The organism is Klebsiella sp. GFKo11, from assembly GCF_056490265.1.
On record NZ_CM151369.1, the window covers coordinates 1,899,885 to 1,913,811 of the forward strand.

Annotated in this window: 14 protein-coding genes; 9 read left to right on the forward strand and 5 right to left on the reverse strand. The window is 57.9% G+C overall.

Features of this window, described 5'->3' with window-relative positions:
• Nucleotides 1-22 precede the first annotated feature (22 nt).
• Nucleotides 23-553 carry a tyrosine-type recombinase/integrase gene (locus tag AC07P6_RS09270; RefSeq protein ID WP_478316080.1) on the forward strand — a complete coding sequence of 177 codons (531 nt, stop codon included), beginning with the start codon at nt 23-25 and terminating at the stop codon, nt 551-553.
• Between the two features lie 49 nt (nt 554-602).
• Here AC07P6_RS09270 and rnz read toward each other — a convergent pair whose 3' ends face one another.
• On the reverse strand, nt 603-1,523 hold the full coding sequence (gene rnz / locus AC07P6_RS09275; protein WP_478316081.1) for a ribonuclease Z: 921 nt from the start codon (nt 1,521-1,523) through the stop codon (nt 603-605).
• Nucleotides 1,524-1,582: 59 nt separating this feature from the next.
• On the opposite strand from rnz, the gene AC07P6_RS09280 reads away from it, so the two are divergent.
• From AC07P6_RS09280 to menE, 7 genes are all read left to right on the forward strand, one after another.
• Complete coding sequence (locus AC07P6_RS09280; protein ID WP_478316082.1) at nt 1,583-2,044, forward strand: GNAT family N-acetyltransferase; 462 nt, start codon at nt 1,583-1,585, stop codon at nt 2,042-2,044.
• A gap of 100 nt (nt 2,045-2,144) precedes the next feature.
• Nucleotides 2,145-3,443 carry an isochorismate synthase MenF gene (menF, locus tag AC07P6_RS09285; protein ID WP_478316083.1) on the forward strand — a complete coding sequence of 433 codons (1,299 nt, stop codon included), beginning with the start codon at nt 2,145-2,147 and terminating at the stop codon, nt 3,441-3,443.
• 73 nt (nt 3,444-3,516) lie between these two features.
• Nucleotides 3,517-5,187, forward strand: a complete 1,671-nt coding sequence (gene menD, locus AC07P6_RS09290; protein WP_478316084.1) for a 2-succinyl-5-enolpyruvyl-6-hydroxy-3-cyclohexene-1-carboxylic-acid synthase — start codon at nt 3,517-3,519, stop codon at nt 5,185-5,187.
• Entirely contained in the window at nt 5,184-5,942 is a 759-nt protein-coding gene (menH, locus tag AC07P6_RS09295) for a 2-succinyl-6-hydroxy-2,4-cyclohexadiene-1-carboxylate synthase (protein ID WP_478316085.1), read from the forward strand. Before menD ends, menH begins: the two co-directional genes overlap by 4 nt.
• Before the next feature lie 14 nt (nt 5,943-5,956).
• Entirely contained in the window at nt 5,957-6,814 is an 858-nt protein-coding gene (menB, locus tag AC07P6_RS09300) for a 1,4-dihydroxy-2-naphthoyl-CoA synthase (RefSeq protein WP_181485494.1), read from the forward strand.
• A complete protein-coding gene (gene menC, locus AC07P6_RS09305; RefSeq protein ID WP_478316086.1) occupies nt 6,814-7,779 on the forward strand; it encodes an o-succinylbenzoate synthase in 966 nt (321 codons plus the stop codon). The genes menB and menC overlap by 1 nt, the downstream gene beginning before the upstream one ends.
• On the forward strand, nt 7,776-9,143 hold the full coding sequence (gene menE, locus AC07P6_RS09310; protein WP_478316087.1) for an o-succinylbenzoate--CoA ligase: 1,368 nt from the start codon (nt 7,776-7,778) through the stop codon (nt 9,141-9,143). The genes menC and menE overlap by 4 nt, the downstream gene beginning before the upstream one ends.
• Before the next feature lies 1 nt (nt 9,144).
• Here menE and AC07P6_RS09315 read toward each other — a convergent pair whose 3' ends face one another.
• Nucleotides 9,145-9,768 (reverse strand): DUF2238 domain-containing protein, encoded by a 624-nt coding sequence (locus tag AC07P6_RS09315; RefSeq protein ID WP_478316088.1) that lies wholly within the window; start codon nt 9,766-9,768, stop codon nt 9,145-9,147.
• Nucleotides 9,769-9,963: 195 nt separating this feature from the next.
• Between AC07P6_RS09315 and AC07P6_RS09320 the strand changes: the two genes are divergently transcribed.
• Nucleotides 9,964-10,758, forward strand: coding sequence for a T6SS immunity protein Tli3 family protein (locus AC07P6_RS09320; RefSeq protein ID WP_478316089.1), 795 nt, complete (start codon nt 9,964-9,966; stop codon nt 10,756-10,758).
• Between the two features lie 172 nt (nt 10,759-10,930).
• Here the strand turns inward: AC07P6_RS09320 and AC07P6_RS09325 are convergent, their stop codons facing one another.
• Genes AC07P6_RS09325 through AC07P6_RS09335 form a run of 3 tightly spaced genes read right to left on the reverse strand, consistent with a single transcriptional unit; the run spans nt 10,931 to nt 13,890 of the window.
• Nucleotides 10,931-12,451, reverse strand: a complete 1,521-nt coding sequence (locus AC07P6_RS09325; protein WP_182207432.1) for a tripartite tricarboxylate transporter permease — start codon at nt 12,449-12,451, stop codon at nt 10,931-10,933.
• An 11-nt stretch (nt 12,452-12,462) separates the two neighbouring features.
• Nucleotides 12,463-12,894, reverse strand: coding sequence for a tripartite tricarboxylate transporter TctB family protein (locus AC07P6_RS09330; protein ID WP_478316090.1), 432 nt, complete (start codon nt 12,892-12,894; stop codon nt 12,463-12,465).
• Between the two features lie 15 nt (nt 12,895-12,909).
• Nucleotides 12,910-13,890, reverse strand: coding sequence for a Bug family tripartite tricarboxylate transporter substrate binding protein (locus AC07P6_RS09335; RefSeq protein ID WP_478316091.1), 981 nt, complete (start codon nt 13,888-13,890; stop codon nt 12,910-12,912).
• Nucleotides 13,891-13,927 lie beyond the last annotated feature (37 nt).

Consider the following 13,927-nt stretch of genomic DNA (forward strand, 5'->3'; position numbering starts at 1 on the left):
AAATGGAAGAAAGGAATGAAGTATGCAAGAAGATATGGAATATCTGAGCGTAAAAAATGTTGAGCGTCTGGTTCTTGCCGCACAATATTGCGCTCATCCGGAAAGAAATAGCTGCATGATTCAAATGTGTTTTTTGCATGGTTTTAGAATTAATGAAATTACAGCATTAACATTGAGTGATGTCGACTTGCCCGGGAAGCGAATCTATATTCACCGGGCTCGTCACGGTGTTTCAGGTTATCACCCTTTGCAGCCGAAAGAGGTTATTTCTTTGCAGCGTTGGTTGCTCGCTCGGGAATGTTATCCGGCCCATAGCGATCTTCTTTTTCTCTCCTCAAGGGGAAATAAGATGACGCGCCAGCGTTTCTATCAAATTATTCGTGAATGCTGTGAACTGGCGAAGCTAAAACAGAATGTTCACCCACGGATGCTGCGTCATGCCTGTGGCTATGAACTGGGTAAGAAAGGCATTGATGACGATTCTATTCAGGATTACCTTGGCTATCGGAATTTAAAATCTATCCTGCGTTATAACGGTTATGTTGAAGAGTAATTTACGGGCGTAAACGCGGCGGCCGTTATTCACCGCGCTACGCCCGCTTTTAGTTCACGGTATAGGCCAGAAAATCTTCCGCTAACACCGTTGACGGAAAAACCTCCTGACATTCCGCAAGAAGGCGCTGACAGCCCTCAATGTCATAGCGTGAGCTAAAATGAGTGGCGATAAGCGTACCGACGCCCGCATCGCGCGCCAGCGCGGCCGTCTGTTGACTGACTGAATGCCCGCGGCTGTTGGCTTTTTCCGCCATTGCCTGCTCCAGAGTGACCTCATGGACCATGACATCCACGCCGCGTGCCAGTTCCAGCGCCTCCGGGCAGGGGGCGGTATCGCCGAAAATCGCCAGCTTTTTCCCCGGTGTTGATGGGCCAAGATACCTGCTACCGTCAATTATCCGCCCATCTTCCAGCTCAACCGTTAATCCTTGTTTTAAACGGTGGAACAACGGGCCGGAGGGAACGCCATCAGCGATAAGCCGGGCGGCATCAAGAGCACCTGGTTTATCATGCTGCTCGATTCGATAGCCATAACACTCGACCGGATGATTTAACGGATATGCACTAACCCGATAGCCCTGTTCATCAAACACCAAACCAGGCCCGACCTCGACGATGGTTAGCGGATAATCGGTCCAGGAACCGCTAAGGCGCAGCGCGGTTTCGACGAACTCCTTAAGCCCTTTTGGCCCATACAGCGTCAGCGGCAGCGAATTGCCCTGCATCGAACGGCTGCACAGCAGACCGGGAAGGCCGAACAGATGGTCGCCATGGAGATGAGTGATGAAAATTTTATTCAGTTTGCCAGGATGATAAGGGGTATGTAGAAACTGATGCTGTGTTCCCTCCCCGCAGTCGAACAGCCACATCTCAGCCATTGTTGGCTGTTGCAAATTCAGCACTATCGACGTCATATTACGCGTACGGGTGGGCACGCCAGCGGATGTCCCCAAAAAGAGTAATTCCATCGTCCTGTGTCCTTAGGGCGTGAGTCAAAAAACAGAGTATACCAATTAAGGAACCGTAGATGATGACATGGCAGGATCTTCACCACGCCGAACTGACCGTCCCACAGCTTTATACCCTGCTGAAATTACGCTGTGCGGTGTTCGTTGTCGAACAAACCTGCGCCTATCTGGACGTCGATGGCGACGACCTGGTCGGAGAGAATCGCCATATTCTAGGCTGGCGCGGTGAGGAGCTGGTGGCCTACGCGCGCATCCTTAAGAGTGAAGATGAGTTTGAGCCGGTAGTGATTGGTCGGGTGATTGTCAGCCCGACGGTGCGTGGCGAAAAGCTAGGCTATCAGCTGATGGAGCAGGCGCTGGCCAGCTGTCGCCAGAACTGGCCGCAAAAGGCCATTTATCTCGGGGCCCAGGCGCACCTGCAAAAATTCTACGAGAGCTTCGGTTTTGTGCCGGTTACCGAGGTTTACGATGAGGACGGTATCGACCACATCGGCATGGCGCGCGAAATTGCCACCCACTAACGTCGGACATGCGGACTAAAAGCCGCTCCCTCATCGGGGGTACTGCTATTTCAGCGTGGTACCCCGTATAATATGGGGTTTTTACTCCGTGGAGGTTTGCGTGCTGTCTGTTTCCACCGCGCTGGAAAGCCTGTTCGGCTGCCTGGCTGACGATTTCCCGCCATCGCCCGGCACGCGAATTTTCGATATCCCCTTTGCGCTGAATGACGCTTTTGACCCATTATTGTGGTGCAGTCATCAGCCGGTGTGGCCGCAATTCTACTGGCAGCAGCGTAACGGTGATGAAGAACTCGCCGCGCTGGGAGCGGTAAAAACCTTTCCTTCTTTAGTTCAGGCGAATGCTTTTTTACAGCAACAGGGGCGCGACGATCTGCGGATTTGCGGCCTTAACGCGTTTGACCCGCAGCGGGGAATGTTGATACTGCCGAGGCTGGAGTGGCGTCGCCTGGGCGGTAAAGCCACCCTGCGGCTGACGCTGTGCAGCGACACTTCGCTTAATGACGATGCCCATGCGGCGCGTGAATTCCTCCATTTTTTAATAGCAGAGCAATCGCTACACGCGGCGATGCCCTCCCTGTTAAGTGAACAGCACTTTCCAGCCTGGCCGCAGTGGCGGGCGCTGGTTGAACAAGCAACACAGACGATAGCTGGCGGGCAAATGGACAAAGTGGTCCTGGCTCGCGCCACCGATTTACATTTTTCTGCCCCGTTAAATGCGGGCGCGATCGTCGCCGCCAGCCGCCGTATTAACCTCAACTGCTTCCATTTCCTGATGGCTTTTAGTTCGCAGCAGGCCTTCTTCGGCGCAACCCCGGAGCGGCTGTGGCGTCGGCGCGGCGCGTTGTTGCGGACCGAGGCGCTGGCGGGGACCGCTGCCGGCCATGATGACGATCGTCAGGCACAGAAGCTGGCAGAGTGGCTGATGAACGATGATAAAAACCAGCGCGAAAATATGCTGGTGGTGGAAGATATCTGCCAGCGTATGCAGGGGGAGACTCGCGTGCTGGACGTGCTGCCGCCGCAGGTCGTGCGTCTGCGTAAAGTGCAGCATTTGCGGCGCTGTATTTGGGCCGAGCTGGATAAACCTGATGACGCCCGCTGCCTGCACCGGCTCCAGCCCACGGCGGCGGTTGCCGGTTTACCACGACAGACGGCGCTGGATTTTATCACCCGCCACGAACCTTTTGCCCGCGACTGGTATGCCGGTTCCGCTGGCTATCTGTCGCTGGCGCAAAGTGAATTCTGCGTCTCTCTGCGTTCGGCAAAAGTAGAACACGATACGCTTAGATTGTACGCCGGGGCAGGAATCGTCAGCGGTTCAGACCCCGAACAAGAGTGGCTGGAAATTGAAAATAAAGCCGCAGGATTGCGTTCGTTACTGCTGACAAAACCTGGATAAAACGATGCATATCAAAGCTCGATCACTTTGTATTATCTATACTTAGCCTCAATATTTGATACCGGACAAATTCATGTCAGTAAGCGCATTTAACCGACGCTGGGCGGCGGTGATCCTTGAAGCTTTAACACGCCACGGCGTGCAGCATATCTGCATTGCGCCCGGCTCGCGCTCAACGCCCTTAACCCTGGCGGCGGCGGACAACCGCGCTTTTATCCATCACACCCATTTTGACGAACGCGGCCTCGGCCATCTGGCATTGGGCCTGGCGAAAGCCAGCGGCCAGCCGGTGGCGGTAATTGTTACGTCCGGTACCGCCACGGCTAACCTCTATCCAGCGCTGATAGAGGCCGGATTGACCGGCGAGAAACTCATCATGCTTACCGCTGACCGGCCGCCGGAGCTGATCGACTGCGGTGCCAATCAGGCCATTCGCCAGCCGGGTATGTTTGCCTCGCATCCATCGCAGACGATATCGCTGCCGCGACCGTCGCAGGATATTCCTGCTCGCTGGCTGGTCTCGACCCTTGATCAGGCGCTTGGCGCGCTGCATTCCGGCGGCGTGCATATCAACTGCCCGTTTGCCGAACCGCTGTACGGCGATATGGACGATACCGGCATCCAGTGGCAGCAGCAGCTAGGTGACTGGTGGCAGAGCGACAAACCGTGGCTGCGCCAGTCCCTGCATCTTTCAAGTGATAAGCAGCGCGACTGGTTTTTCTGGCGACAAAAACGCGGCGTGATCGTTGCCGGGCGCATGAGCGCCGAAGAAGGCAAGAAAGTGGCCGAATGGGCGAAAATGCTCGGCTGGCCGCTGATTGGCGACGTGCTCTCGCAAACCGGACAGCCGCTACCGTGCGCTGACCTGTGGCTCGGAAACGCAAAGGCGGTCAGCGAACTGGCGCAGGCGCAAATCATTGTCCAGTTGGGCAGCAGCCTGACCGGCAAACGCGTTTTGCAGTGGCAGGCGACCTGTGAGCCAGAAGAGTACTGGCTGGTGGATAACCTGCCGGGGCGGCTTGACCCGGCGCAGCATCGCGGTCGTCGTCTCGTCTGTTCCATCGATCGTTGGCTGGACCTACACCCGGCGGAAAAACGCCAGCCGTGGGCCAGCGCCATCCCTGAACTGGCACGCCAGGCATGGCAGGCGGCGGTCGACAACAGCGAGTCCTTCGGCGAGGCCCAACTGGCGCAAAGAATCCGTCGCTATCTGCCGGATCAGGGCCAGCTGTTTGTCGGCAACAGCCTGGTAGTACGCTTAATTGATGCGCTATCGCAGCTCCCGGCGGGCTACCCGGTTTATAGCAATCGTGGGGCCAGCGGAATTGATGGCCTGCTGGCGACGGCGGCTGGCGTGCAGCGTGCCAGCGCGCGTCCAACGCTAGTTATCGTCGGTGACCTGTCGGCGCTCTACGATCTTAACTCGCTGGCGCTGCTGCGTCAGGCATCTGCGCCGCTGGTGCTGATTGTCGTCAACAACAACGGTGGGCAAATTTTTTCTCTGCTGCCAACGCCGCAGGACCAGCGAAGCCAGTTCTATCTGATGCCGCAAAACGTCAATTTTGACCATGCGGCGGCGATGTTCAACTTACCTTATCATCGCCCCACGGGGTGGAGTGAACTCGAAAGTGCGCTGGATGGCGCCTGGTGTACTCCCGGCGCCACTCTGATTGAACTGGTGGTGAATGAAACCGACGGTGCGCAAACCTTACAACATCTGCTGGCGCAGGTGAGCCAGCTATGACGCTGCACGCGGTGGCTGAACAGGGCCTGCCGGGATATCCGTGGCTGGTTTTTTTGCACGGATTTTCCGGCGATAGCCACGAGTGGCGTACCGTGGGCCAGGCGTTTAGCGCGTATCCGCGTTTGTATCTTGACCTTCCGGGCCACGGAGGTTCGGCGAATATGGAAGTGAGCGACTTTGCCGATGTCTGCCAGCGTCTTAAGAATACGCTGAATAGTTACAACATACTAAAGTACTGGCTGGTGGGTTACTCCCTTGGCGGACGGGTGGCGATGGCCTATGCCAGCCAGCCGCGTAAAGGTCTCTGCGGGCTGGTCGTCGAAGGCGGACATCCGGGTTTACAGGATGACAACCAGCGTCTGCTGCGCCTACGTAGCGATGCAGCATGGGCTGAACGCTTTCGCTGTGAGCCATTGGCGCAGGTTTTCGCCGACTGGTATCAGCAGCCGGTCTTTGCCTCCCTTGATGAGCCCCAGCGTTCGGCGCTGGTTGCGCTGCGCAGTCGTAACAACGGTTCGACTTTAGCGGCGATGCTGCTGGCGACCTCACTGGGTCAACAGCCCGATCTCCGTGGGGCATTACGCACTCGTGATTTCCCATTTCATTACCTTTGCGGCGAACGCGATGACAAGTTTCGCGCCATCGCGGATGAGCTATCCGCAACCACACACGTAATTAATCATGCCGGACACAACGCGCATTGGGAAAACCCTGCCGCGGTAGTTGCTTGTCTGGCGCAGTTTTTAGCGAGTTAACTGAAGGACACTCTATGATCTCTCTTGATGAAGCAATGCTTTACGCCCCGGTTGAATGGCAGGACTGTTCCGAAGGCTACACCGACATTCGTTATCAAAAGTCGGCGGATGGGATTGCTAAAATCACCATTAACCGCCCGCAGGTCCGCAACGCCTTTCGCCCGCTGACCGTCAAAGAGATGATTCAGGCGCTGGCGGATGCCCGCTATGACGACAATATCGGCGTTATCGTCCTGACCGGCGAAGGCGACAAGGCGTTCTGTGCCGGTGGCGATCAGAAAGTTCGCGGCGACTACGGCGGATACCAGGATGACTCCGGCGTTCACCACCTCAACGTGCTCGATTTCCAGCGTCAAATTCGCACCTGCCCGAAACCCGTTGTGGCAATGGTTGCGGGCTACTCCATCGGCGGCGGTCACGTGCTGCATATGATGTGCGATCTGACCATCGCTGCGGAAAACGCCATCTTCGGCCAGACCGGCCCGAAAGTCGGTTCCTTCGACGGCGGCTGGGGCGCGGCCTATATGGCACGCATCGTTGGGCAGAAAAAAGCCCGCGAAATCTGGTTCCTGTGCCGCCAATACGACGCGAAAGCCGCGCTGGATATGGGCCTGGTCAACACCGTGGTTCCGCTGGCGGACCTGGAAAAAGAGACCGTGCGCTGGTGTCGTGAAATGCTGCAAAACAGCCCGATGGCGCTGCGCTGCCTGAAGGCGGCGCTGAACGCTGACTGCGACGGTCAGGCGGGGCTGCAGGAGCTGGCGGGCAATGCCACTATGCTGTTCTATATGACCGAAGAGGGTCAGGAAGGGCGCAACGCGTTCAACCAGAAGCGCCAGCCGGACTTCAGCAAATTTAAACGGAATCCATAATGCGACAGGCGCAGGTTTACCGCTGGCAGCTACCGATGGACGCGGGGGTGGTGCTGCGTGAACGGCGGTTAAAAACCCGCGATGGCTTGCTTCTGCGCTTGCGTGACGGCGAGCGCGAAGGCTGGGGGGAGATTTCTCCCCTGCCGGGATTCAGCCTTGAAACGCTGGACGAAGCGCAGGCGGCGCTGCTTACCTGGGCGCAAGCCTGGCGTGATGGCGAAGACGCTGCGCAGCCAGTGCCGCCTTCAGCGGCTTTCGGCGTGAGCTGCGCGCTGGCGGAACTGTGCGGTGAGTTGCCGCAGGCGGCGGATTATCGCGCCGCGCCGCTGTGTTCCGGCGACCCGGACGAGCTGTTTGCGAAGCTTTCGCTGATGCCTGGCGAGAAGGTGGCGAAGGTCAAAGTTGGCCTGTATGAGGCGGTGCGCGACGGCATGGTAGTGAACCTGCTGCTGGAAGCGATCCCTGATTTGACGTTGCGTCTTGACGCCAACCGTGCCTGGACGCCGCTGAAAGCCCAGCAGTTCGCCAAATACGTTAATCCGCAATATCGTGAGCGTATCGCCTTCCTTGAAGAACCCTGCAAAACTCGCGACGACTCGCGTGCTTTTGCCCAGGAAACGGGGATCGCAATTGCCTGGGATGAGAGCCTGCGCGAGGCGGATTTTGAGTTTGCCGCCGAGCCGGGTTTGCGGGCCGTGGTGATTAAACCGACCTTGACCGGCAGCCTGCAAAAAGTGCAGCAGCAGGTGGCAGCCGCGCATGCTCTGGGGCTGACGGCGGTTATCAGCTCATCCATTGAGTCGAGCCTGGGCCTGACGCAGTTGGCGCGAATTGCCGCCTGGCTGACGCCGCACACTATTCCCGGTCTGGATACGCTGAGCCTGATGCGCGGCCAACTGGTTCGTCGCTGGCCGGAAAGCGACCTGCCGTGCCTAACCGTTGATGAGCTGGAGCCGTTGCTGTGACATTTAGCGACTGGCCCTGGCGTCACTGGCGTCAGCTGCGGGGAGGGGCGCAGGCGCTGCGTCTGAACGAGCAGCGCCTGAGTTGGCGAGAGCTGTGCGCGCAAATTGATGCGCTGGCGGCGGGATTTCACGCCCAGGGCATCAGCGAAGGCGATGGCGTGCTGCTTCGTGCTTACAATCAGCCGGAGGCCTTACTGGCGTGGCTGGCACTATTGCAGTGCGGCGCGCGCGTCCTGCCGCTGAACCCGCAATTGCCATCCGCTTTGTTAGCGGAACTGCTACCGTCGCTAAGCCTGCGTCATGCGCTGGTGCTAAACGGCGACGCTCTTGCGCTGATGTACAACCCACTGTCCCTGCAATTTGCGTCAGGCGAGCACGCGGTTATCTGGCGTGAAGATCGCCTGGCCTCAATGACGCTGACTTCGGGGTCGACGGGGTTACCGAAAGCGGCGGTACATACTTTTCGCGCCCACCTCGCCAGCGCCGAAGGCGTGCTGGCGATGATCCCGCTTGCGCCAGAAGATGACTGGCTGCTGTCGCTGCCGCTGTTTCACGTTTCCGGCCAGGGCATTCTCTGGCGCTGGCTGCATGCGGGCGCTGTCCTGACGGTGCGTGACAAACAGCCGCTGGAGCAGGCATTGCAGGGCTGTACTCATGCCTCGCTGGTGCCGACTCAGCTCTGGCGTCTGCTCAACGGCGATACTGACGTAGCGTTAAAAGCGGTGTTGCTGGGCGGCGCGGCGATCCCGGTGGCGCTGACCGAGCAGGCGAAAGCGCGCGGTATCCGCTGCTGGTGTGGCTACGGACTGACCGAGTTTGCTTCCACAGTGTGCGCCAAAGAGGCCGATGGCCTGGCGGACGTCGGGCAGCCGCTGCCGGGACGCGAACTGTGGATTGTCGACGGTGAAGTCTGGCTGCGGGCCGACAGCATGGCTGAAGGCTACTGGCGCGATAAGCAAATAGTTCCACTGGTTAATGAACATGGCTGGTTTGCTACCCGTGATCGCGGCAGGCTTGATAACGGCAATCTGACCATTCTCGGAAGAATGGATAATCTCTTTTTCAGCGGCGGAGAGGGCATTCAGCCGGAAGAGGTGGAGCGGGTCATTGGCGCTCATCCGCAGATTCAGCAGGTCTTTATTGTACCGCTGGATGATGCCGAATTTGGCCAGCGGCCGGTGGCGGTGGTGGAGTGCAGCGAACATTGCGACCCGGCAACCTTAGCAAGCTGGTGCGCCGATAAGCTGGCGCGTTTCCAGCAGCCGGTACGCTGGTTGCCACTGCCCGAAACGCTAAAAACCGGCGGCATTAAAATTTCCCGCCGGGCGCTACGTGAGTGGGTTAACCAGCAGGTAATGCCGTAGTTCAGGACTGCTGGATGCTCAGTAGCTGCTTCGTGTGCCAGCGGCCCAGAACGAAAACGGTGGTCAGCGCGCCGAGCAGGGCGCAGAACATATCCGACTGGGTATCCCAGGGATCGCCCTGAGTGCCAAGAAACTCATCCGCGCCTTGTCCCAGACCCAGCGCAGCCCACCATTCAATCAGCTCATAGACGGCGCTGATCGCCAGCGCAATACAGCAAACTACGAACGCGAGCATTTTCCGTCCGTGAACGTAGCCGCCGCGCAGCAAAATTTCCCTCGCCGCCAGCGCCGGGACCAGTCCCTGGAAAAAGTGTCCCAGCTTGTCGTAGGGATTGCGGCTCAAATCAAGCCAGGCCTGAACATCAAAGCCGATAGGCACTTTGGCGTAGGTGTACATTCCGCCAACCATTAAAATAATGGCATGGAAGAAGATCAGTATGTAGAGCAGCGGCGTTAGCGGATAGCGTGAGTGCGTCGCCAGCAGCAAAGGAACGAGGATGATGACTGGCGTAACTTCCATCAGCCAGGTGAGCTTATCTCCCGCGCTGATGCCGGTATAAACAAGGATAAGTAGAAGCGCCAGGGCCGCAAATTTGATTAACGAGCCGGAAATCGTGGTGGTCATAATATATCGCCAGAAGTTTAAAGACGTTACTATCAGATGGATACCGGGAAAATACAATATTGAACGTTAGCGGCACGGTTCTCCTGAGTTGTCTTCCGGGAAGGGACGCAGCTTTTAGCCCTGAACAAGGAGCATGGTTATAGCCAGAACCGGCGCTGCATACAGAGAGTGACTAACCGACAGGGATGCACGGTAATGAAAAACAGGTTCCGTATTCTCGCCTTTTTCTGCTTTTTGTTGGCGCAGCCTTTCAACGTCTGGAGCGTTGACGACCCTTTTTCCAGCCATATTCGCGAGGACGATCGTCACTGGCGCGGGCAGAAAATTTGGCCGCAGGTGATTTACCGTTTTGACGCCTGGCGTTATATCGTGCTCGACAGAGGTAAGCTGGGACGACACGGGCGGGCACCGCGCTATTGTTCGGGGGTGATGTGGTATCTGGATACGCAACGGGATATTGTCTCGCGGATTGGCGATCTAAAGCTAAATGAATGGACGACCCCAGAGACGGAGCGTTCAGGCAGCGTGCCTTACGGGCAGGTCGCACCGGCATCGTTTCGCTATGTCCACGCGGCGCAGCAGTATGTCGTGGTGCCCAGAACCGGCTTGCCGCAAAAAATGGCCGACGGGCAGTTCCATTTTCGCCTGTATGGTTTCAACGTTTCAGCCGACCACGGTAAAACCTGGATGTTTACCCCTATTCGCCTGCCGCGATTAGCGGATGAACGTCCGCAGGAGGAGATGGCGATGACGGTGATCAATAACCAGATCTATCTGCAGTTAAAAGAGGGATATCTTGTCAGTTCAGACCTGTCTTGCGGCAGCCACTGGTCTTTTTACGATAATCAGCGCCAGAATAACCCGCCGCAGATCGATGAGTATCCCGGATGGGATGCGATGCGCTGTAGCGCGACCGCCCTGCTCAGCGAGCAGGAACGGCGCGAGTGGGACGATGCGCGCGCCAGAGTGCTGAGCGCGGTGAACCCGTAGCCCCGGCCAGTAGCGCGGTCGGGGGGAACAACGGAAGCCGCGATACACGCTGTTTCCCGGAGGCGATGCTGCGCATCTGTCCGGGCTACCAGACCGGACCCGTAGCCCGGTCAGCGCAGCGCCACCGGGAAGAGAGTGGATGCTGCAATGGCGTACCTGGAGGCGCATTCTGTCAGCTTCCCGGGAGATCTCCTTTCGTCATCAACTGGCGCTTGCGCCAGTACTTCACCAGCGGCGGAACCACGATGACCAGTACCGCCAGCAGCAGGAGCGTTTTAGTCACCCCGCTTTGCCACAGAATCGCCATGTTGCCGTTGCTAATCGACAACGCGCGGCGCAGATTCTGCTCCAGCATCTCGCCCAGCACGAAGCCTAAGATCAGCGGCGACATCGGGAAGTGCATTTTGCGCAAGATGTAGCCGAGTACGCCCAGCCCAACCATCAACAGCAGGTCGAAAGTGGTGCTGTGTACTGCGTAAACGCCAACCGCAGATACGGCGGCGATCGCCGGAACCAGAAACCACAGTGGAATGGTGAGCATGCGGGTAAAGAGGCCGATTAGCGGAATGTTCATGATCAGCAGCATCACGTTAGCGATCAACAGCGCGGCGATCAGCCCCCAAACAATGTCCGGTTGCTCGGTAAACATCGCCGGTCCTGGGGTGATGTTGTATAAGGTCAGCGCGCCCATCATCACCGCCGTGGTCCCGGAACCAGGAACGCCGAGCGTGAGCATCGGAATAAACGACCCGCAGGCGGAGGCATTATTTGCCGCTTCCGGCGCCGCCACTCCGCGGATATCGCCTTTACCAAAGGAGTCGCTGTTACCACTGAGCTTTTTCTCAGTCATATAGGTGATGGCGCTGGCAATGGTCGCTCCCGCGCCCGGCAGGATACCAACAAAGAAACCGACCACCGATGAGCGCAGCGTCGCGCCCACGCACTGGCCCGCTTCTTTGGCGTTAAACAGCATGCGCCCGGTTTTCCGTACCAGTTTCTGCCCGCCGCTGGTGCTTTCCAGCATCAGCAAAATTTCTGAGACCGAAAAGAGACCAATCACTACCACGATAAACTGCACGCCATCGGAAAGATGAACGCTGTCGAAGGTGAAGCGATAGACGCCAGTGTTGGCATCAACGCCCACCGTCGCCAACCCCAAACCGATTAACGCGGCGAGGAACGACTTCAGCGGATTCTGCGCCATCATGCTGCCGAGGCAGGCGATGGCGAAAATCATCAGCGCGAAATACTCCGCCGGGCCGAACGCCAGCGACCACTGGGCCAGCAGCGGGGCAAATAAAATCATCCCGATAATCGCGATAAGTGAACCGACAAACGAGCTCACCGCCGAGATGGACAACGCCACGCCGCCGCGCCCCTGCTGCGCCATAGGGTAGCCGTCGATGGCGGTCATAATGGCGGCGGCATCGCCGGGAACATTGAGCAGAATCGACGAAATGCGCCCGCCATATTCACAACCAATATAGACCGTCGCCAGCAGGATCAACGCTGACTCCGCAGGCAGGTGCAGGGCAAAAGCCAGCGGCAGTAAAATCGCCACGCCGTTAATTGGCCCCAGGCCCGGCAGCAGGCCGACGATAGTGCCAACGAAGCAGCCGATCAGCGCAATCATCAGGTTCCCCGGCGTCATGGCGACGGCGAAGCCTTGCGACAGATAAATCCAGATATCCATAAACTCCTCCGTTAAATTAGCCAGATGCCGAGCGGCAGGGTGACATCAAGCAGGGCGTCAAAGATGTACCACAGCGCGATGCCCATGATGATGCCAGCAACGCCAGCCGCGGGTAAGGTCGCGCCAAACAGCAGGCCGAAAACGGCGGTCAGCAGCGCGGTTGACAAGGGAAAACCCAGCCACTCAAAGCCCCACGCATAGACCACCAGTGCCACCACCATCGTCAGTAAACGTTGTAAAACCAGACACCCCGGCCATGTGATGACATCGGGCCGACGCAGGAGCAGCAGCACAGAGCACAGCAGCATCAGGCCGATAATACCCACCGGAAAAGGGCGGGGGCCGACGGGTTCATAGGCGTACTCGCTGTGGATTTGCCAGGCGATAAACATTCCACCCACGCAGAGCAGCAGCCATACTCCGGCAAAAATACGATCGCTCATCACAACCTCCATTGATTATTTGGCCAGGCCAAAGGCTTTTGCCTGTTGGCGATAATCTTCCAACTGTTTTTTGACGTACGCGTCGAGCTCCTTGCCATTCACGTTGAACTCAAACAGGCCCCGGAGTTCGCGCTGCTTTTTAAACGCATCGGTCTGCTGCAATTTACTGAACTCGTCCACCCACCACTGATAGTCAGCATCGCTGACTTTCGGGCCAACGAAGAAGCCGCGAATAATCGGCCAGACCAGATCGTAACCTTGCTCTTTGGCGGTGGGTACGTTGGCGAGAGCGCCTGGCAATCTTTCGTTGGAGAAGACCGCCAGCACGCGAATTTTATTGCCCTGGAGATAAGGCACCATTTCGCTCAGATCGCCGGAGACTGCCTGCACATGATTGCCGAGCAGCGCGGTGACCGGCTCGCCGCCGCCTTCAAACGCCACGTAGCGCATGTTGTGCGGGTCGACGTTGGCTTTTTGCGCCAGCAGCGCCGCTTTCATCCAGTCCTGGCTGCCGATGGACGCGCCAGCACCGATGACAATGCTGGCGGGATTTTTTTCCATCGCCGCCATAAACGATGCCAGGTCTTTCCACGGGGAGTCAGTGCGCACGGCGATCATGCCGTAATCAGTGCCGACGCTGGCCAGCCAGCGGACATCATCGACGCCATAGCGGCCAAACTTTCCCTGCGACAGGTTGAGCAGCGAGCCGCCGGAGAAGGCGACTACGGTGCCGGGTTCACCGGGGCGCTGGGCAACAATGGCGTTATAGGCCACCGCGCCTACGCCACCGGGCATGTAGGTGACGCGCATCGGTTTTTTGATAGCGCCGGTCTCCATCAGGCTGACCTGAAGCAGCTTGCAGGTCAGATCGAAGCCGCCGCCGGGTTTGGCGGGCGCGATACATTCGGTGCGGGATGGGGCCTCGGTGGCGTAAGCCGAGGCGGTACACAGGCAGAAAGTGATGGCACTAAGATGGCGAAGGAGTGAGATGTTCATAGGCTTCCTCGGTAGGGTACAGGGAACGTTTTTTCTG

What these genes read in the sequence shown, in the direction of transcription:
- rnz (WP_478316081.1), bottom strand. Translation starts at nt 1,523, where the DNA reads ATGGAATTACTCTTTTTGGGGACATCCGCTGGCGTGCCCACCCGTACG.
- AC07P6_RS09330 (WP_478316090.1), bottom strand. Translation starts at nt 12,894, where the DNA reads ATGAGCGATCGTATTTTTGCCGGAGTATGGCTGCTGCTCTGCGTGGGT.
- menH (WP_478316085.1), top strand. Translation starts at nt 5,184, where the DNA reads ATGACGCTGCACGCGGTGGCTGAACAGGGCCTGCCGGGATATCCGTGG.
- AC07P6_RS09270 (WP_478316080.1), top strand. Translation starts at nt 23, where the DNA reads ATGCAAGAAGATATGGAATATCTGAGCGTAAAAAATGTTGAGCGTCTG.
- AC07P6_RS09320 (WP_478316089.1), top strand. Translation starts at nt 9,964, where the DNA reads ATGAAAAACAGGTTCCGTATTCTCGCCTTTTTCTGCTTTTTGTTGGCG.
- AC07P6_RS09315 (WP_478316088.1), bottom strand. Translation starts at nt 9,768, where the DNA reads ATGACCACCACGATTTCCGGCTCGTTAATCAAATTTGCGGCCCTGGCG.
- menB (WP_181485494.1), top strand. Translation starts at nt 5,957, where the DNA reads ATGATCTCTCTTGATGAAGCAATGCTTTACGCCCCGGTTGAATGGCAG.
- menD (WP_478316084.1), top strand. Translation starts at nt 3,517, where the DNA reads ATGTCAGTAAGCGCATTTAACCGACGCTGGGCGGCGGTGATCCTTGAA.
- AC07P6_RS09335 (WP_478316091.1), bottom strand. Translation starts at nt 13,890, where the DNA reads ATGAACATCTCACTCCTTCGCCATCTTAGTGCCATCACTTTCTGCCTG.
- AC07P6_RS09325 (WP_182207432.1), bottom strand. Translation starts at nt 12,451, where the DNA reads ATGGATATCTGGATTTATCTGTCGCAAGGCTTCGCCGTCGCCATGACG.
- AC07P6_RS09280 (WP_478316082.1), top strand. Translation starts at nt 1,583, where the DNA reads ATGATGACATGGCAGGATCTTCACCACGCCGAACTGACCGTCCCACAG.
- menC (WP_478316086.1), top strand. Translation starts at nt 6,814, where the DNA reads ATGCGACAGGCGCAGGTTTACCGCTGGCAGCTACCGATGGACGCGGGG.